Here is a 17,892-nt window from a genome sequence, read left to right on the forward strand (position 1 = left end):
ACGCCGGCTACTTCTTCCGTATCGTGGATATTATTGTCTAGCCAGTGGAATTACAAGGGATTACCGCCACTGCACCATGGCTGTGGAGAGGTGTTCGCGGGCCCTGGCCAGCCGGCCGCGCACTGCCGACGGGGTGATCCGCAGCGCGGCACCGATCTCCGCATAGCTCTGCCCATGGATCTCGCGGAGCAGCCAGCAGGCACGCTGATCGGCCGGAAGCAGGGCAAGCGCCCGGCGCAGGGCCTGCAGTTCCGCCGCCACCTCGGCCGTATGATGCGGATCCGACTCCCGGTCCGGATCCCGGGCGGTGACGGCCGCAATCGCATCCGCCAGCGGATCGGCCCCGGGCAGGACCTGGGGGTGGGAGGTGCGGTGCCGAAGCACATCCAGGCAGCGGTTGGTGGCCGTCCGGTAGACCCAGCCGCCGAATGCTTCTTCCCGGTTCAGGGTGGGAAGGACCCTCCAGCCGGCCGTCAGGGTGTCCTGGACAACGTCTTCGGCGTCCCCGCGGTCCCGGAGCATCCGGTAGGCAAGCCGGAAGAGCCTGCGCCGGTAGATGGCCACCAGGTATTCGAAGGCGGGGAGGTCCCCGTCCCGTGCCTGGGCAACTAGGGCGGCCTCGTCCACATGCCCATTCCCCGGCTGCGTGGGCCGGAGGGAATTCCTGCCGTTGTGCGCCGCCTGCGGCAGCTCGGATCCTGCCATGGTGTCCCTGTTCCGTCCGGCAGCGGCCGGACCTGCAGCGATCTTCCCAGAACCGGGGAAGAAGCGGAACAACAGCGGGCCGGACCGGAGGAATGTCAGCGGAACTTTCCGTTGTGGCGTGACGATCGCTGATCCGCACCGTCACTACCTGTGTAAGGGACGTACGCGCACCATCCGCAATGAACGCAGGAGATGATTTCCATGGTCGATCCATCAAAATCAGCGGGGGCAACGTCCGCTACGACCGATCCGCACGGAGCCCAGGGAATACAGGCCGGGCCGGGCGCCCAGGGGCAGGGCTCAAGCAAGGGGCAGGGCATGCCGCAGGGACAGGGTTCAGCCCAGGGGCAGGGCATGCCGCAGGGATCGCCGTCGGTTGACGCCGACCGCCGGGAGGGGCCGCTGCAGACGCCCCGGGGCGACACCACCATCGAAGAAAGCGTGGTGCAGAAGCTGGCCGGGATGGCGACCCGGGAGGTTCCGGGCGTCTACGCCATGGGCAATGCGGCCCGCCGTGCTTTCAGCTCCATGACGGAGCGCATTCCGGGCTCGCAGACCAACGTCAGCAACGGCGTCACCGTGGAAAAGGGCGAACGTCAGGCCGCGATCGACGTCAGCATCGTGGTGGAGTACGGCTTCTCCGTGGTGGAGGTGAGCCAGGGTATCCGGCGCAACGTCATCCGGTCCGTCGAAAACGCCACGGGCCTGGAGGTGCTCGAGGTGAACGTCAACGTCACCGACGTGCACCTGCCGGAGGAGAACGAAGACCAGGGCGGCGACCAGCCGGCGCCCAGCCCGGCAAAGAACCTGCAGTAAAGGCAGTACAACAACCAAGAGGAGGGTTCCATGTCTGGAACACAGTGGTGTCTGGCAGTAGGACTGGTCCTGGGAATCGTGCTGGCCTTCGGCGGCTGGCTGGCTTTCCTGATAACGGTCCTGTTTGGCCTGGTCGGGCTTCTGGTGGGGCTGGTGGCTGACGGAAAGGTGGAGGTCCCCGGAGTCTTCGGCAAAGCGACAAGCCGATGACCGCCCTTGTCCCGGCCCTGGGGCAGATCTGGGACGTCGAGGACCGGGGGGAGACCGTCCTGGCCCGGCGGGTATTGGAAAAGACAGCCAGCCAGGTGGCGCGGGATGAAACCTTTGCAGGCGGAACCTCCGGCGGGTTCATGGGTATCGGGAGCCGGGCTGACCTTTCGGCGCGTCCGGATGCCAGCGTGGAACTGGCGGGAAACATCGCCAGCCTGAAGGTCACGGTGGGGCTTCCGTATCCCATGCCGCTGCGGCAGGCCACCGAACAGCTGCGCCGCCGGATCAGCGAACGGGTGACCGAGTTGACCGGAGTCCAGGTGCGGCAGGTGGACATTACGGTGTCCTGGTTGAAACCGCCCCAGCCCGAGCTGCGCCGGCGAAGGAAACTGCAGTGAGTACGAACATCCGCCCGCCGGTGTCCATGCGGCGCCGGCCCAGTCGGTCCGTTCCCGCCACCATCACCGCGCTCCTGCTGCTGGCGCTGGGCGTGGCACTGGTCTGGGGCGGCGTCGTCCGCCTGGCGCAGGGCGGGTGGCCGGTGTTCGTGACGGAACCGGTACGCGTACTGGGCGAGACCGGATGGGACAGCGCCTGGGGCTGGACCGGGGCGGTTGTGCTGCTGCTTATCGGGGTGATTCTGCTGTTGTGCGGGATGATCCCCGGTGACTTCTCCGCGCTGCCGCTGCGGGCCAAGCCGGGAAAGCTGACGGGGACCTCCGGGTCGGCGGAAGCGGGGGATCTTTCAGCGGTCCGGGGCGGGGAGAACGTGGTGATGAGCCGGCGGGCAGTTGCCCGGCTGGCGGCATCCACCTGCGACCACATTGACGGAGTGGCGTCTGCCTCCGCGTCTGCTTCGTCCCGCAAGGTTCATCTGGACGTGACGACGGCGCTTCACGACGCCTCGGATGTGCAGCATTGGGTGGAGGACGGGGTGCGCTCACGTCTTGCCGCGACCGGACTTGATCCGGTGCCGGAGGTTACGGCATCGGTCCGGGTGCGGAATTGAACGCGCGGACCAGTAGGGAAGGCAGCCGGACATGAGACATCATTCGGGTAAAGCCAATCGAACGTGGCTGATCATTCTGGGGATCCTCTTCCTGGCTGCCGGAGCGCTGGCCGCGCTCATCGCCAGCGGGACGCTGGCCCGCATGGCAAGCGGCAGCCCGGGGCAATCGGACCAGGTCCTCATCGGCGGCCCGGGATTCCTGGCCTGGGAGTACGCGTCCTGGTGCATGCTGGTGGCTGGACTGATCCTGGGCATCCTGGGACTGTGGTGGCTTCTGGCCCAGGTTCCGCGTGCCCGGGCGGCCGGAATGTTCCGGCTTCAGGGGGACCCGGCCCACGGAGCCACCGTGTGCGATCCGCAGGTGCTGGCCGCCGCCGTCGCCCATGAGACCGACCAGCTGCCCGGCGTGGTGGGTTCCAGCGTCCGCCTGCGCGGTACGGCGGACGAACCGGACCTGGCGATGAAGGTGACGGTCAATTCCGACACTGACGTGCAGGGAGTGATTGCCCGGATCCAGCAGGAAGTGGTGCCGCACCTGGCCTCCAGCCTGGAGGTTCCGCTCAACACGTTTGGCCTGGAGATCGATGCCAGCAGCAAGGCCGGGGCCCCCGGGGGAGGCTCGGCGGTCAGTTCCCGGGGGACGGTGGTCTACTAGGAGTGGCTACGGCTGGGCTGCATTGAGCGCCGCGCGCTCGCGGGCGACGTCGTCGTGGTGGGCGGCCACCCGGGCCTGGTGCACGGGCGTGCGCCGCAGGACGGAGTAGATGATGCCCAGCAGGAGGAACCAGACGGGGGTCACGAGCAGCGCCTGCAGGGTGTCGGTCTGGGTGGTGAGCGTCCACAGGATGAACAGGAAGAATGCCAACACCACGTAAACCATGACGACGCCGCCCGGCAGCGGGAATTTCGATGCCCTGTGCAGCTGCGGCCGGCGCTTGCGGTACACGAGGTAGCTGATCAGGATGATGGACCAGACGAACATGAAGCACAGGGCCGAAATGGTGCTCACCAACGTGAAGGCCGCACTGACGGATTCGCCCGCGTAGAGCAGGGCCACGCCCCCGAGCAGGAACGTGCAGGAGAAGAACAGTGCGTTTTGCGGAACCTTCCGGCGGGAGAGGCGGCCGAAGGGCCGGGGGGCATCGCCGTCGTGCGCCAGGCCGAACACCATGCGCGAAGTGGAATATATCCCTGAGTTCGCAGACGACGCAGCGGAGGTCAGCACCACAAAGTTCACGATGGCGGCAGCGGTGCCGAGCCCTGCCAGGGTGAACATGCCCACGAACGGACTCTCATCGGCGGAAAATTCGTCCCAGGGGATCACTGCCATCAGGACTACGAGTGCGCCTACGTAGAAGAGCAGGATGCGGATGGGAATGGAGTTCACGGCCCGGGGCAGGTTCTTTTCCGGATCCTTGGTCTCCGCCGCAGTGGTGCCCACCAGTTCGATGCCGACGAAGGCGAACACGGCAATCTGGAAGCCGGCAACAAACCCCATGGGGCCGGTGGGGAAGAAGCCGCCGTGGTCCCAGAGGTTGCTGAAACCGGCGGTTACGCCGTCACCGTGCGTGAAGCCGGTGAAGATCATCACCAGTCCCACCACAATGAGCGTCAGGATGGCGACGATCTTGATCAGCGCGAACCAGAATTCGGTCTCACCGAAGGCCTTGACCGTCGGCAGGTTCAACGCGAGCAGAACCAGGATGCAGGCGAGGGCGGGTATCCACAGGGGAGCATTGCCCCACCAGAAGGTGACGTAGTGCGCAATCGCCACCACGTCCGCGATGCCGGTGACCACCCAGCAGAACCAGTAGGTCCAGCCGGTGAAAAACCCCGCCCAGGGACCCAGCAGGTCCGCGGAAAAGTCGGTGAAGGATTTGTAGTTGAGGTTGGAGAGCAGCAGTTCTCCCATGGCCCGCATCACGAAGAACAGCATGAAACCGATGATCGCGTAGACGAAGATCACCGACGGTCCCGCGGCGGAAATGGTTTTGCCGGAGCCCATGAACAGCCCGGTGCCGATAGCTCCGCCGATGGCGAGCAGCTGGATGTGGCGGCTGGACAGCGAGCGGGCAAGGGCGGGTTCTTCGGCGCTGCTCTTCGCTGGGGAATCAGTGCTGCCGCTGGGTGGGCGGGTCATGCGCTCAGACATTGGAATCTTTCTTATAGGCACCCGCCGGCAGCTCATCCGCCGTCCATCACCTATGCCGCCCCAAGAGGCAGCCCCGGGATGTTGGCGCTGCCGCCGACATTTCAGTTTGGAAGCCCCTGAGAGCCCCCGTCAAATCAGCCGGTGTGTGACGTTTCGGGTCACACGGTCCGTTCCGGCGCGGCACCGGCGTCCGCGCCCGGGCGTGTCAGGAGGTTGAGGCGGTACCGGGGGCAGGCTAAAGTTGGCTGTGTCACAACTGCATATATGCCTATATCAGCCGTGGCGGGAGAGTCCCGCCGGATGCGCATCAGCATCGGCGGGCGCCGTAGGAGCAAACCCTCCCCGGGAATCTCTCAGGCCCCCGTACCGCCACAGTGAGGCAACTCTGGAAAGCAGTTCCGGGCACGGCCCGGAACTCACCGACGGTGCAAGCGGAAGTACACCCGCGGAATCTCTCAGGTCCAATACAGAGCGGGGAGGAGCCGACGTTAGTTTGGCGTACCCCCCGTCTGCCTTTCCTGGAGCCTCACATGCCTGCAGAACCGTCTTCCCCTACTCTTGCCGCAGCTTTCGCTGACAGGCACATCGGTGCCCGCGGCGATGCCGTCGACGCCATGCTCAAGGCCGTTGGTTACGACTCCCTTGACGGGCTGGTGGACATGGCCGTTCCCGCCGCCATCCGGCAGGGCTTCCCCCTGGTCCTGGATCCCGCGAAGTCCGAAGAGGAAACCCTCGTTGCCCTGCGCCGGATAGCCGGCAAGAACAAAACCGCAGTGCAGATGATCGGCCAGGGCTATTACGGCACCCACACCCCGCCGGTGATCCTGCGCAACGTGGTGGAGGATCCGGCCTGGTACACGGCCTACACCCCGTATCAGCCCGAAATCTCCCAGGGGCGTCTCGAAGCACTCCTGAACTTCCAGACCATGGTCCAGGACCTCACGGCCCTGCCCATCGCCAACGCCTCCCTGCTGGATGAAGCCACCGCCGTGGCCGAAGCCGTACTGCTGATGCGCCGCTCCAACAAGGCCCACAGCAACGGCGCCGTGGTGCTGGACTCGGAAGCCTTCCCGCAGACCATAGCGGTAGTCCGCGGCCGGGCGAAGGCGCTCGGCTTCGAGGTCATCGTCGCCGATCTGGCCAACGGCCTGCCCGAGGGTGAGCTGGCCGGCGTCGTGCTGCAGCAGCCCGGCGCCTCCGGCGTCGTCCGCAACCAGGCGGAGCTGATTGCCGAGGCCAAGGAACGCGGGGCGCTGGTCACCGTGGCCGCGGACCTGCTGGCCCTGACCCTGATCACCCCTCCCGGGGAGCAGGGCGCCGACATTGCCGTCGGCTCGGTGCAGCGCTTCGGTGTTCCCCTGTTCTTCGGCGGCCCCCACGCCGCCTACATGGCCGTCCGCAAGGGCCTGGAACGGTCCCTTCCCGGCCGGCTTGTCGGCGTCTCCAAGGACTCCGCCGGCACCCCCGCCTACCGGCTGGCCCTGCAGACCCGCGAGCAGCACATCCGCCGGGAGAAGGCCACCTCCAACATCTGCACCGCGCAGGCACTGCTGGCGATTGTGGCCTCCATGTACGCCGTCTACCACGGCCCCGAAGGCCTGACGGCGATTGCCCGCCGCGCCCACGAGTCCGCCCGGTCCCTGGCCGCCGCCCTGCAGGCCGCCGGCGTCGAGCTCCTGCACCGGAGCTTCTTCGACACCGTCACCGCCCGGGTCCCCGGCCGCGCTGCAGAGATTATTGCCGCCGCCGAAGCGAAGGGCATCAACCTGCGCTCCATTGACGCGGACACCGTGGGGATCTCCGCTGATGAGACGACGACGCCGGACGTCATCGCCGAGGTGGCCGCCGCCTTCGGTGCGTCCCCGGTGGATTCGGTGGAAGGCTTCGACCTGCCCGCGGAACTGCTGCGTACCTCGGAATTCATGACGCACCCGGTGTTCTCCTCCTACCGCTCCGAAACCCAGATGCTGCGCTACCTGCGCCGCCTCTCGGACCGGGACCTGGCCCTGGACCGCACCATGATCCCGCTGGGCTCCTGCACCATGAAGCTCAACGCCACCGCCGAAATGCAGGCCATGACCTGGCCGGAGTTCGCCTCCATCCACCCGTTCGCTCCGGATTCCCAGACCGAGGGCTGGCGCGAACTGATCGCGGACCTGGAAGAAAAGCTCGCGGTCATCACCGGGTATGACACGGTCTCCATCCAGCCCAACGCCGGTTCGCAGGGCGAACTGGCCGGGCTGCTGGCCATCCGCGGCTACCACCACTCCCGCGGCGAGGACCAGCGCACCGTCTGCCTCATCCCGGCGTCCGCCCACGGCACCAACGCCGCCTCCGCCGTCCTGGCCGGCATGAAGGTAGTGGTGGTGGCTACCGCCGACGACGGCGCCATTGACCATGCGGACCTGCGCGCCAAGATCGACGCGCACCGCGAAAACCTCGCCGCCATCATGATCACCTACCCCTCCACCCACGGCGTGTTCGACGACGACGTCCGCGACGTCTGCGAAGCCGTCCACGAGGCCGGCGGCCAGGTCTACATTGACGGCGCCAACCTCAACGCCCTGGTGGGCCTGGCCCAGCCGGGCGAATTCGGCGGCGACGTGTCCCACCTGAACCTGCACAAGACCTTCTGCATCCCGCACGGCGGCGGCGGCCCCGGCGTCGGACCCGTGGCAGCCAAAGCGCACCTGGCACCGTTTATGCCCGGCGATGCCGCCACCTGGACCGACGGCGAGGACATCCCCGTCTCCGCGTCCCGGTTCGGCTCCGCCGGCGTGCTGCCCATTTCCTGGGCCTATGTCAGCCTCATGGGCGGCGAGGGCCTGACCAGCGCCACTAAGCACGCCCTGCTCGCCGCGAACTACGTGGCCGCCCGGCTGAACGAGTACTACCCGGTGCTCTACACCGGCAAGGGTGGACTCGTGGCGCACGAGTGCATCCTGGACCTGCGCGAACTGACCGCGAAGACCGGCGTCACCGCCGAAGACGTGGCCAAACGGCTGGTGGACTACGGCTTCCACGCCCCCACCCTCTCCTTCCCGGTGGCGGGCACCCTGATGGTGGAACCCACCGAGTCCGAGGACCTGGGCGAAATGGACCGGTTCATCGACGCGATGATCGCGATCCGTGCGGAAATCGACCAGGTAGCCGCCGGGGACTTCACCCTGGAGCAGAGCCCGCTGCGCAACGCCCCGCACACCGCCGTCGCGGTGGCCGGCAACGAGTGGGACCGCGCCTACCCGCGCGAACAGGCAGCATTCCCGCTGCGCAGCCTGCGGATGGACAAGTACTTCCCGCCGGTGGGCCGCATTGACGGCGCCGCCGGGGACCGGAACCTGATCTGCTCCTGCCCGCCCATCGAAGAGTTCGAAAACTAGGGGATACTCCAGTGACTGAGAAATACACCGCGCTCTACGAGGCGCACAAACAGCTGGGCGCTTCCTTCACGGACTTCGGCGGCTGGCAGATGCCGCTCAAATACAGCTCCGAGCTGGCCGAACATCGGGCCGTACGCAGCGCCGCCGGGTTGTTCGACCTCTCCCACATGGGCGAAGTGGAGGTCACCGGGCCCGACGCCGGCGCCTTCCTGGACTACGCCCTCGTAGGCAAGCTCTCCGCCGTGAAGCCGGGACGCGCCAAATACTCGCTGATCACCAACAACGACGGCGGGATCATTGATGACCTGATCAGCTACCGCCTCGCGGAGGACTCCTACCTGGTGGTCCCCAACGCCGGCAACGCGGACACCGTCGCCGCCGAGCTGGCCGCTCGGGCGGATGGCTTCGACGTCACCGTGAACAACGTATCCGCGGACACCTCGCTGGTGGCCGTCCAGGGACCGGCCGCGGAGGCCATCCTGCTGACCCTGGTCTCTGCGCAACAGCACGACGCCGTCACCGGCATGAAGTACTACGCGGCGGACACCGTGGAGATTACCGCCGGGGAGAAAACACTTCGCCTGCTGGTGGCCCGCACCGGCTACACCGGCGAGGACGGCTTCGAGATCTACGTCCCCAACGACGACGCCGCTGCCCTCTGGGACGCGCTGCTCGCCGCCGGCGCGGACTCGGGTCTGGTTCCGGCGGGCCTGGCCTGCCGCGACTCGCTCCGCCTGGAGGCCGGCATGCCGCTGTACGGCAACGAGCTCACCCTGGACACCGACCCCTACGCCGCGGGCCTCGGCCCGGTTGTTGCCCTGTCCAAGGAAGGCGACTTCGTGGGCCGTGCCGCCCTCGAAGCCCGCAAGGAATCCGGCCCGGCGCGCCGCCTGGTGGGCCTGAAAGGCTCCGGCCGCCGTTCGGCCCGCAGCCATTACCCGGTCCTGGACGGTGACACGGTTATCGGCGAAGTCACCTCGGGTGCTCCCAGCCCCACCCTCGGCTTCCCGATCGCCCTGGCCTACGTCGACGCCGCCTTCACCGAGCCCGGCACGACGCTCTCTGTCGACCTTCGCGGCAAGCCGGAGCAGTTCACCGTCGTCGCCCTGCCGTTCTACAAGCGCAGCAAGCAGTAACGCCAAAAACAAAAGGCGCTTTTGACGGCGGCGCGAGCTGTGGCAAGCGGTATTGTCTCGAGCGCGGCTCCCGCAAGTAGGTGGATGCTATGGGGCTGGAACGTGCGCGCGGTGCGGCATTCGTGTAGCCCCGCATCGCCGAGCGAGGAACGAGCGAGGTGTCTAAGGGGCGGCGAATGCCGCCCCGCCAGCGCCCGGAACCTAGACTTTGAACTAATGAACGACCCGACAGAGACTTTCGAAAGGCTATCCAAGATGAGCAAAGTAAACGCAGGACTCCGTTATTCCGCCGAACACGAGTGGGTCGACTCCTCCAGCCCCGTCAAGGTCGGCATTTCAGCAGTCGCAGCGGATGCCCTCGGCGACGTCGTCTACGTTGACCTGCCCGCCGTCGGCGACACGGTCACGGCCGGCGAAACCTGCGGCGAGGTGGAGTCCACCAAGTCCGTCTCGGACCTCTACGCCCCGGTTTCCGGCGAGATCGTGGAGATCAACCAGGAGGCCATCGACAACCCGGCGCTGTTGAACGAGGACCCGTACGGTGCCGGCTGGCTGTTTACCGTCAATGCCACGAGCGAGGGTGCACTGCTCAGCGCCGAGGAATACGCGGAAAAGAACGGCGGCGAGCTGTGAGCGATTACCTGAACGATTCCCTGGCGGAAATTGACCCCGAGGTCGCGGAGCAGATCGATAACGAGTTGCGGCGGCAGCAGCGGGGCCTGGAAATGATCGCCTCGGAGAACCACACCGCGGTTTCCGTGATGGAGGCCCAGGGCTCGGTACTGACCAATAAGTATGCCGAGGGCTACCCGGGGCGGCGCTACTACGGCGGCTGCGAATTCGTGGATGTCATTGAGCAGCTGGCCATCGACCGCGCCAAGTCCCTCTTCGGAGCGAACTTCGCCAACGTGCAGCCGCACTCCGGCGCGCAGGCCAACGCCTCCGTGATGCACGCGCTGATCCGGCCCGGCGACACCATCCTGGGCCTGTCCCTGGCCCACGGCGGACACCTGACGCACGGCATGAAGATCAACTTCTCCGGCCGGCTCTACAACGTGGTGCCCTACAACGTCTCCGAGACGGACCACCGCGTGGACATGGCCGAGGTCGAGGCCCTTGCCAAGGAACACCAGCCCAAACTGATCGTGGCCGGCTGGTCCGCCTACGCCCGCCAGCTCGACTTCGCCGAGTTCCGCCGCATCGCGGACGAGGTAGGCGCCTACCTCATGGTGGACATGGCCCACTTTGCCGGTCTCGTGGCCGCAGGCCTGCACCCCAGCCCCGTGCCGCACGCCCACGTGGTCACCACCACCACGCACAAGACCCTTGCCGGTCCGCGCGGCGGCATTATCCTCTCCAACGACGCCGACATTGCCAAGAAGATCAACTCCGCGGTGTTCCCCGGCCAGCAGGGCGGACCGCTGGAACACGTCATTGCCGGCAAGGCCACCGCCTTTAAGATTGCCGCCACCCCTGAGTTCAAGGAACGCCAGGAGCGCACGCTGGCGGGCGCCCGGATCCTTGCCGAACGGCTGCTGGCCGACGACGTCGCCGCAGCCGGCATCTCGGTCGTCTCCGGCGGCACGGACGTCCACCTGGTGCTGGTGGACCTGCGCAACGCAGCCCTCAACGGCCAGGAGGCCGAAGACCGGCTCGCGCAGATCGACATCACCGTGAACCGCAATGCGGTACCGTTTGATCCCCGGCCGCCCATGGTGACCTCCGGACTGCGGATCGGTACCCCTGCCCTCGCCACCCGCGGCTTCGGCGAAGACGCGTTCCGCGAGGTCGCGGATATCATTGCCCAGGCCCTCATTGCAGACGGGGACTCAGACCTGGCACCGCTGCGCGAGCGCGTCACCGCCCTCGCCCAGGCCCACCCGCTGTACCCGCAGGTGGAAAATCTCTCCGCCGCCCCTGCTGCGGCAAACCGTTAGGAAGTACCCCTTGGCCGTCGGCGTTTTTGATCTGTTTACCGTGGGCATTGGCCCATCGAGCTCCCATACCGTGGGCCCGATGCGTGCCGCTGCCGTTTTCGCGGCGGAGCTGGTCGACGCCGGCAGCCTGCCCGCCGTCGCCGGCCTCCGCGTGGACCTGTACGGGTCCCTCGCGGCAACCGGCCGCGGCCACGGCACCATGACCGCCGTGCTACTCGGGCTGGAAGGGTTCGCGCCCGAACTGATCCTGCCCGAGCAGGTGGAGCAGCGGCTGGCGGATATCGAGGCCACACGGAAACTGCAGTTGTGCGCCCAGATCCCCGGAGCCGTCGCCTGCCCGCTGGAATACGGCGAGGCAGACATCGTGCTGCACCCGCTGACAGTGCTGCCGCGGCACACCAACGGCATGAAATTCGCCGCCCTGGCCGCAGACGGCTCCGTCCTGCAGGAGGCCACCTTCTTCTCCGTGGGGGGCGGCTTTATCGTCCGCGAGGGCGAGGAGCGGGCCGCCGCCCTGGAACTGGAAGCCAGCAAGTCTGACCTGCCGTATCCGTTCCGCACCGCCGTCGAACTGCTGCAGCACTGCACCGCCGGCGGACTGAGCATCAGCGAGGTCATGCTGGCTAACGAGCGGGCTTCCCGCCCCGAAGCCGAAATCCGTGCAGGACTGCTGCACATCCGCGACGTCATGGAGGAGTGCAAGAACTCCGCCATCCGCCGCACCGGCCTGCTGCCCGGCGGACTCAAGGTCCGCCGTCGTGCTCCGGCCTGGCACACCCGGCTGCGCGCCGAGGACCCGAACCGTGACCCGAAGTTCTGGCAGGAATGGGTGAACCTTGTGGCGCTGGCCGTCAACGAGGAAAACGCGTCCGGCGGGCGGGTGGTCACTGCTCCCACCAACGGCGCCGCCGGCATCATCCCGGCCGTCATGTTCTACGCCACCCATTACGGCCCCGGCATGGAGAATGCGACGCAGGAACAGAAGGACGACGTCGTGGTGCGCTTCCTGCTCGCCGCCGCCGCCGTGGGGGTGCTGTACAAGGAACAGGCCTCCATCTCGGGAGCGGAGGTGGGCTGCCAGGGCGAGGTCGGATCGGCGTCGTCCATGGCCGCTGCGGGACTCGCCGAAATCCTTGGCGGCACCCCCGAACAGGTGGAAAACGCCGCAGAAATCGCCATGGAGCACAACCTGGGCCTGACCTGTGATCCGATCGGCGGGCTGGTGCAGGTCCCCTGCATCGAGCGCAATGCCATCGGTGCGGCGAAGGCCGTGAATGCCGCCAAGATGGCGCTCTGGGGGGACGGGGAGCACCGGGTCTCGCTGGACGAAGTCATCGTGACCATGCGGGAAACCGGCAGGGACATGAGCTCCAAGTATAAGGAAACCGCGCTCGGCGGGCTGGCCGTCAACGTGGTGGAGTGCTGACGGCCCGTCTCACGTACGGCATGTGATTTGTGCAATACCACTGGGTTAAGCGAGGCTATGTTGTCGCATTCGACAGCACGCTTACAGAAAACAGGGGTTCGATCCAGTGAACGCAGCACGGGCAGTTTCCATGGCACCGGCATCGGAGGACGGTGGGTTGCTCGGGTCCATTGATGCCGCGGTCAACTCCTTTTTTGAGCCAATCACCACGGTGTTTTCGGGAATCGTGTTCTTCCCGGTCAGCATCGGAGATTTCAGCTTCCCGGTTGTCGTCGCCTGGCTGATCCTGGCCGGCATCATCTTCACCATCTATTTCGGCTTCATCCAGTTCCGCGGACTGAAGGTGGCGGTGCAGGTGATCCGCGGCAAATTCTCCTCCAAGGATGATCCGGGAGAAGTGCCGCACTTCCAGGCCCTCACCTCCGCCCTGTCCGGCACCGTCGGACTCGGGAACATCGCCGGTGTCGGCGCGGCCATGGCCCTGGGCGGTCCCGGTGCAACCTTCTGGATGATCCTGGCCGGGCTGCTGGGCATGGCGTCAAAATTCGCGGAATGCACGCTCGGCGTGAAGTACCGCGAAGTGCATGAAGACGGTTCCATCAGCGGCGGCCCGTTCAAGTACCTGCCGGTGGCCTTTCGGCGGCTCGGCAGGTGGCCGGCGAAGATCCTCACGGGTATCTTCGCCGTGGCGATCCTGATCTTCGGCATTGCCGGCGGAAACATGTTCCAGGCCAACCAGACCTTTGCGCAGATCCAGAATGTCACCGGCGGGGATGACGGCCTTCTGGGCAGCGCGGGGGCGGCCCTGATCTTCGGCCTGGTCCTGGCTGTCCTGGTGGCCGTAGTGATCCTGGGCGGCATCAAATCGATCGGTGCCACCACCTCCAAGCTGGTTCCCGCCATGGGCGGTATCTACATCCTGGCGTGCCTGTTCGTGATTATCGTGAACTTCGAGAACGTGCCGGCGGCGTTCGGCGCCATCATCGAGGGCGCCTTCCGGCCCGAAGGCTTTGCGGGCGGCGTCATCGGCGTCATGATTGTCGGTTTCCAGCGCGCGTCCTTCTCGAACGAGGCGGGCGTCGGCTCTGCGGCGATCGCCCACTCGGCGGTCAAAACCCGCCGCCCGGTCAGCGAAGGCTTCGTGGCCCTCTTCGAACCGCTCGTGGATACGGTCCTTATCTGCACCATGACCGCCCTGGCCATCATCATGGCTTCCACGCCCAGCCTGCAGGCCGGCATCGACCAGGTCCAGGCCGGCGGAGACGCGCCCGACGGCGTCATCCTCACCTCGGATGCCTTCGCCACCGTCCTGCCGTGGTTCCCGATCGTGCTGTCCATCGCCGTCGCACTCTTCGCCTACTCCACGCTGATCACCTGGTCCTACTACGGCCTGAAGTCCTGGGAGTACCTCTTCGGCCGCGGCCGTCGCCGGGAGATCACCTACAAGGTCATCTTCCTGGCCTTCACCGTGGCCGGCTGCGTCCTGTCCTTCAGCCAGGTCATCAGCTTCGCGGACGCCGCGCTCTTTGTCTGCGCGTTCGTGAACCTGCTCGGCGTGTACCTGCTGCTGCCCGTAATCAAGAAGGAAATGAAGCAGTACCTGGCAGACCGCAGGAGCGGAAAGCTGGAGATGCTGGGCATTGACGACGACGACATCGAGGCCGCCGCCGCCACTGCCTAGCAGCTGCCGCCGGCCCGCACCGACTTGCCGGCTGCGGCAAAAGCTCCTTCGCCGTTCCCGGATACTGCCGGGAGCAGCGGAGGAGTTTTTTGCTTGAGCCCGCCCGCCAAGGGTGATAAACCCGCAGGTAAGCCGAAGCACCCGAGACGGAGAGGGACGCTAATGCCCAAGACCGGAAAGAAGAACCGCGCACTGAAGAACGAACTGCCGTCCACGCTGCAGCGCTCGGAGGCAAAAGCCCAGGACACCTTTGCCAAAACCTACGATTCCGCGGAGGAGGAATACGGCGACGGCGAACGGGCGGCCCGTACGGCCTACGCGTCCCTGAAACGCACCCACGAGAAGGTGGGCGACCATTGGGAGGAAAAGGAGCAGAGGGGTCCTTCGGATGCCAAGGCGGAAGAAGGCCGCAGCTCATCCAAGGAGACGGCCGGGGGAGTGGACGCCAACGCCTCCAAGGAGCATCTCTACGCCCTGGCGGCCAGGCTGGAAATCTCCGGGCGTTCCAAGATGACGAAGGGCGAGTTGGTCCAGGCGCTTCGGAAGGCCAGCGGGAAGCAGACCCGGAAGGCTCGGGAAACCTAGGGGCGGGGACCTAGCCGCGGCCGCCGAACGGCATGCCGGCCGCGGTGAGCACCAGGGAACGCACGTTGGCCGACGCTGGCGCAGAGGCCATGAACAGCACCGCGGCTGCAGCCTCTTCCGCGGGAAATGCGGGTTCCACGGCCCGGGTGCCGTCGGCCTGCAGCGCTCCCTGTCCGCCGCCGATGCCGGCGAGCAGTTCGGTGGCGGCATTGCCGATGTCGATCTGCCCGCAGCTGATACCGAAGGGGCGCCCGTCCAGGTCTATCGCTTTGGTCAGCCCGGTCACGGCGTGCTTGGTGGCCGTATACGCAGCCGACAGCGGACGGGGCGTGTGCGCCGACACGGACCCGTTGTTGATGATCCGGCCGCCCTGCGGGGATTGGGCCTTCATGTGCCGCACCGCAGCCGCCGAGCACAGCATGGTGCCGGTGACGTTCACCGCCAGGGTACGGTTCCAGTCCTCGATGCTCAGCTCGTCAATGCTGCCGACCGGGCCGAAGGTTCCGGCATTGTTGAACAGGACATCCACGCGCCCGAACGCGCCGATGGCCGCGGCGAACAGCCGTTCGACGTCGTCGGGCACCGTGACGTCCGCCGGCAGGACCAGCGCGTCAGCGGATCCGCCGGCTGTTTCCCGCAGTTCCGTTTCGCGCCGTCCAGCCAGGACTACCCGGAAGCCGGCTGCGAGAAAGGCGCGGGCGGTGGCGCGGCCAATCCCCGAGCCGGCCCCGGTAATCACGGCCGTCCTGGGTGTTTCGGGTGCAGGGGTGCGGTTGTCCATCCTTCGATTGTGCCTTGCCCTTTGCGCCTTCGGCACCGCGGGCGGCACGCCGGCAGCGGGCCGGAGAGCAGGCGGCGGTACCGCCGGTGAGCCCGCCACCCGGATTGTCCCCCACATATTGCGCCGTGGGGTCTGGCGGGGCGTCCGCCGCCGCCCTACGATACGAAGCACAGGTCGTTCCTGGCAGGGCAGTACCCTTCGGCGGATCGGGATAGTTCCATGTCGACAGTGAAATACACCGCGGAACCGGACGGAACATACGTTGCACCCCGGGTGGTGCCGGTGTCCAAGGGACGGATAGTCGTCCAATGGATCACCTCAACGGACCATAAAACCATCGGGTTCATGTACCTGATCGCGTCCTTCATCTTTTTCTGCTTTGCCGGCGTGATGGCATTGCTGATCCGTGCCGAGCTGTTTGAGCCGGGCATGCAGATCCTGCAGACCAGGGAGCAGTACAACCAGCTGTTCACGATGCACGGCACCGCGATGCTGCTGATGTTCGCCACGCCGCTGTTCGCCGGCTTTGCCAACGTGATGATGCCGCTGCAGATCGGAGCGCCGGATGTCGCGTTCCCCCGCCTGAATGCGCTCGCGTTCTGGTTCTTCCTGTTCGGCTCGACGCTGGCATTGTCCGGGTTCATCACCCCGCAGGGCACCGCGTCCTTCGGCTGGACGGCCTATACGCCCCTGTCCAGCGTGACCTTCAGTCCCGGACTCGGTGGAGATCTATGGGTCTTCGGGCTGGCGCTCTCCGGATTCGGCACCATTCTGGGCTCCGTCAACTTTGTCACCACCATCATCTGCCTGCGGGCCCCCGGCATGACCATGTGGCGGATGCCCATCTTCACCTGGAACACCCTGGTGACCTCCATCCTGGTCCTGATGGCGTTCCCGCCCCTGGCGGCAGCGCTCTTCGCCCTGGGCGCGGACCGCCGCTTCGGCGCCGAGATCTACAACCCTGAACGCGGCGGCTCCATCCTGTGGCAGCACCTGTTCTGGTTCTTCGGCCACCCCGAGGTCTACATCATCGCGCTGCCGTTCTTCGGCATCGTGTCCGAAATTTTTCCGGTGTTCAGCCGCAAATCCATCTTCGGCTACAAGGGCCTGGTCTTCGCCACCATCGCCATCGCCGCCCTGTCCGTGACGGTCTGGGCACACCACATGTACGTGACCGGCGCCGTCATGCTGCCCTTCTTCGCCTTCATGACGATGCTGATTGCGGTGCCCACGGGCGTGAAGTTCTTCAACTGGATCGGCACCCTGTGGCGCGGCTCCATCACGTTCGAGACGCCCATGCTGTGGAGCCTCGGCTTCCTCATCACGTTCCTGTTCGGCGGCCTGACCGGCATCATCCTGTCTTCGCCTCCGCTGGACTTCCACGTCTCGGACACCTACTTTGTGGTGGCGCACTTCCACTACGTCATCTTCGGCACCGTGGTCTTCGCAATGTTCGCCGGCTTCTACTTCTGGTGGCCCAAGTGGACCGGAAAGATGCTCAACGAACGCCTGGGCAAGATCCACTTCTGGCTGCTTTTCCTCGGCTTCCACACCACATTCCTCATCCAGCACTGGCTGGGCGTCCTGGGCATGCCGCGCCGCTACGCGGACTATCTGGTGGAGGACAACTTCACCGGGATGAATCAGCTGTCCACCATCGGGTCCGGCATCCTGGCCTTGTCGATGATTCCGTTCTTCTGGAACGTGTACATCACCTGGCGCCACGGCAAGAAGGTTGAAGTGGATGACCCCTGGGGCTTCGGCGGCTCGCTGGAATGGGCTACGTCCTGCCCGCCCCCGCGCCACAACTTCACCTCGCTGCCCAAGATCCGCTCGGAGCGTCCCGCCTTGGATCTCCACCATCCGGAGCTGATGGCGCGGGCCAATTCAAGTACGGATTCCCCCGCGGAAAAGTTTTTCGGTGCAGCGGATATGGGCAGTGAAGAACCGCGCAATCCGGACCCGCGGCAATAGATTTACCAAGCCAACGCGCATTCCGCCCCCCGCCGCGGTTCCCGGGCCATCATGGTCCGGGAACCGCGGCGGCATTTAACCGGTTCCGCCGGGCGGCTCG

The 17,892-nt window shown here is 66.3% G+C and carries 16 protein-coding genes and 1 riboswitch; of the genes, 13 read left to right on the forward strand and 3 right to left on the reverse strand.

Annotated features, from left to right (window positions below):
- Window positions 1-60: 60 nt before the first annotated feature.
- The gene (locus GD627_RS01720) at window positions 61-705 is read right to left on the reverse strand and encodes an RNA polymerase sigma factor (RefSeq protein WP_152271095.1); all 645 of its coding nucleotides are present in this window, start codon (window positions 703-705) and stop codon (window positions 61-63) included.
- A 354-nt stretch (window positions 706-1,059) separates the two neighbouring features.
- On the opposite strand from GD627_RS01720, the gene GD627_RS01725 reads away from it, so the two are divergent.
- From GD627_RS01725 to GD627_RS01745, 5 genes are read left to right on the forward strand one after another with little or no spacing between them, the layout of a single operon-like run.
- Entirely contained in the window at window positions 1,060-1,521 is a 462-nt protein-coding gene (locus GD627_RS01725) for an Asp23/Gls24 family envelope stress response protein (protein ID WP_152271714.1), read from the forward strand.
- Window positions 1,522-1,551: 30 nt separating this feature from the next.
- Window positions 1,552-1,731, forward strand: a complete 180-nt coding sequence (locus tag GD627_RS01730) for a hypothetical protein (protein ID WP_146360130.1) — start codon at window positions 1,552-1,554, stop codon at window positions 1,729-1,731.
- Window positions 1,728-2,129 carry an Asp23/Gls24 family envelope stress response protein gene (locus GD627_RS01735; RefSeq protein ID WP_152271096.1) on the forward strand — a complete coding sequence of 134 codons (402 nt, stop codon included), beginning with the start codon at window positions 1,728-1,730 and terminating at the stop codon, window positions 2,127-2,129. Before GD627_RS01730 ends, GD627_RS01735 begins: the two co-directional genes overlap by 4 nt.
- Window positions 2,126-2,740 carry a DUF6286 domain-containing protein gene (locus GD627_RS16925; protein ID WP_152271097.1) on the forward strand — a complete coding sequence of 205 codons (615 nt, stop codon included), beginning with the start codon at window positions 2,126-2,128 and terminating at the stop codon, window positions 2,738-2,740. Before GD627_RS01735 ends, GD627_RS16925 begins: the two co-directional genes overlap by 4 nt.
- Window positions 2,741-2,771: 31 nt before the next feature.
- Complete coding sequence (locus GD627_RS01745) at window positions 2,772-3,395, forward strand: hypothetical protein (RefSeq protein WP_152271098.1); 624 nt, start codon at window positions 2,772-2,774, stop codon at window positions 3,393-3,395.
- A 6-nt stretch (window positions 3,396-3,401) separates the two neighbouring features.
- Here the strand turns inward: GD627_RS01745 and cycA are convergent, their stop codons facing one another.
- Window positions 3,402-4,880: a D-serine/D-alanine/glycine transporter gene (cycA, locus tag GD627_RS01750; RefSeq protein WP_425481888.1), complete on the reverse strand. Its 1,479-nt coding sequence runs from the start codon at window positions 4,878-4,880 to the stop codon at window positions 3,402-3,404.
- Between the two features lie 285 nt (window positions 4,881-5,165).
- Window positions 5,166-5,271, forward strand: a riboswitch (glycine riboswitch).
- Between the two features lie 151 nt (window positions 5,272-5,422).
- Here cycA and gcvP point away from each other — a divergent pair.
- From gcvP to GD627_RS01785, 7 genes are all read left to right on the forward strand, one after another.
- On the forward strand, window positions 5,423-8,272 hold the full coding sequence (gcvP, locus tag GD627_RS01755; protein ID WP_152271100.1) for an aminomethyl-transferring glycine dehydrogenase: 2,850 nt from the start codon (window positions 5,423-5,425) through the stop codon (window positions 8,270-8,272).
- Between the two features lie 11 nt (window positions 8,273-8,283).
- Window positions 8,284-9,408 carry a glycine cleavage system aminomethyltransferase GcvT gene (gene gcvT, locus GD627_RS01760; RefSeq protein ID WP_152271101.1) on the forward strand — a complete coding sequence of 375 codons (1,125 nt, stop codon included), beginning with the start codon at window positions 8,284-8,286 and terminating at the stop codon, window positions 9,406-9,408.
- A gap of 255 nt (window positions 9,409-9,663) precedes the next feature.
- Window positions 9,664-10,041 carry a glycine cleavage system protein GcvH gene (gcvH, locus tag GD627_RS01765; RefSeq protein WP_152271102.1) on the forward strand — a complete coding sequence of 126 codons (378 nt, stop codon included), beginning with the start codon at window positions 9,664-9,666 and terminating at the stop codon, window positions 10,039-10,041.
- Window positions 10,038-11,345: a serine hydroxymethyltransferase gene (glyA, locus tag GD627_RS01770; protein WP_281349952.1), complete on the forward strand. Its 1,308-nt coding sequence runs from the start codon at window positions 10,038-10,040 to the stop codon at window positions 11,343-11,345. Before gcvH ends, glyA begins: the two co-directional genes overlap by 4 nt.
- A 10-nt stretch (window positions 11,346-11,355) precedes the next feature.
- A complete protein-coding gene (locus tag GD627_RS01775; protein ID WP_152271104.1) occupies window positions 11,356-12,771 on the forward strand; it encodes an L-serine ammonia-lyase in 1,416 nt (471 codons plus the stop codon).
- A 130-nt stretch (window positions 12,772-12,901) separates the two neighbouring features.
- On the forward strand, window positions 12,902-14,452 hold the full coding sequence (locus tag GD627_RS01780) for an alanine/glycine:cation symporter family protein (RefSeq protein ID WP_152271105.1): 1,551 nt from the start codon (window positions 12,902-12,904) through the stop codon (window positions 14,450-14,452).
- 162 nt (window positions 14,453-14,614) lie between these two features.
- The gene (locus GD627_RS01785; RefSeq protein WP_152271106.1) at window positions 14,615-15,037 is read left to right on the forward strand and encodes a ChaB family protein; all 423 of its coding nucleotides are present in this window, start codon (window positions 14,615-14,617) and stop codon (window positions 15,035-15,037) included.
- Between the two features lie 10 nt (window positions 15,038-15,047).
- On the opposite strand, the gene GD627_RS01790 is transcribed toward GD627_RS01785, so the two are convergent.
- Window positions 15,048-15,818 (reverse strand): SDR family oxidoreductase, encoded by a 771-nt coding sequence (locus GD627_RS01790; RefSeq protein WP_152271107.1) that lies wholly within the window; start codon window positions 15,816-15,818, stop codon window positions 15,048-15,050.
- A 219-nt stretch (window positions 15,819-16,037) separates the two neighbouring features.
- Between GD627_RS01790 and ctaD the strand changes: the two genes are divergently transcribed.
- On the forward strand, window positions 16,038-17,792 hold the full coding sequence (ctaD, locus tag GD627_RS01795) for an aa3-type cytochrome oxidase subunit I (protein ID WP_152271108.1): 1,755 nt from the start codon (window positions 16,038-16,040) through the stop codon (window positions 17,790-17,792).
- The last annotated feature ends 100 nt before the right edge of the window (window positions 17,793-17,892 follow it).

Source organism: Arthrobacter yangruifuii (genome assembly GCF_009192775.1).
Taxonomy (GTDB): domain Bacteria; phylum Actinomycetota; class Actinomycetes; order Actinomycetales; family Micrococcaceae; genus Arthrobacter_B; species Arthrobacter_B yangruifuii.

Excerpts from the sequence above, each read along its gene's own strand:
- ctaD (WP_152271108.1), top strand. The coding sequence starts at position 16,038 with ATGTCGACAGTGAAATACACCGCGGAACCGGACGGAACATACGTTGCA.
- GD627_RS01720 (WP_152271095.1), bottom strand. The coding sequence starts at position 705 with ATGGCAGGATCCGAGCTGCCGCAGGCGGCGCACAACGGCAGGAATTCC.
- GD627_RS01745 (WP_152271098.1), top strand. The coding sequence starts at position 2,772 with ATGAGACATCATTCGGGTAAAGCCAATCGAACGTGGCTGATCATTCTG.
- GD627_RS01785 (WP_152271106.1), top strand. The coding sequence starts at position 14,615 with ATGCCCAAGACCGGAAAGAAGAACCGCGCACTGAAGAACGAACTGCCG.
- GD627_RS01725 (WP_152271714.1), top strand. The coding sequence starts at position 1,060 with ATGCCGCAGGGATCGCCGTCGGTTGACGCCGACCGCCGGGAGGGGCCG.
- GD627_RS01730 (WP_146360130.1), top strand. The coding sequence starts at position 1,552 with ATGTCTGGAACACAGTGGTGTCTGGCAGTAGGACTGGTCCTGGGAATC.
- GD627_RS01790 (WP_152271107.1), bottom strand. The coding sequence starts at position 15,818 with ATGGACAACCGCACCCCTGCACCCGAAACACCCAGGACGGCCGTGATT.
- GD627_RS01780 (WP_152271105.1), top strand. The coding sequence starts at position 12,902 with ATGGCACCGGCATCGGAGGACGGTGGGTTGCTCGGGTCCATTGATGCC.
- cycA (WP_425481888.1), bottom strand. The coding sequence starts at position 4,880 with ATGACCCGCCCACCCAGCGGCAGCACTGATTCCCCAGCGAAGAGCAGC.
- gcvP (WP_152271100.1), top strand. The coding sequence starts at position 5,423 with ATGCCTGCAGAACCGTCTTCCCCTACTCTTGCCGCAGCTTTCGCTGAC.
- GD627_RS01735 (WP_152271096.1), top strand. The coding sequence starts at position 1,728 with ATGACCGCCCTTGTCCCGGCCCTGGGGCAGATCTGGGACGTCGAGGAC.
- gcvH (WP_152271102.1), top strand. The coding sequence starts at position 9,664 with ATGAGCAAAGTAAACGCAGGACTCCGTTATTCCGCCGAACACGAGTGG.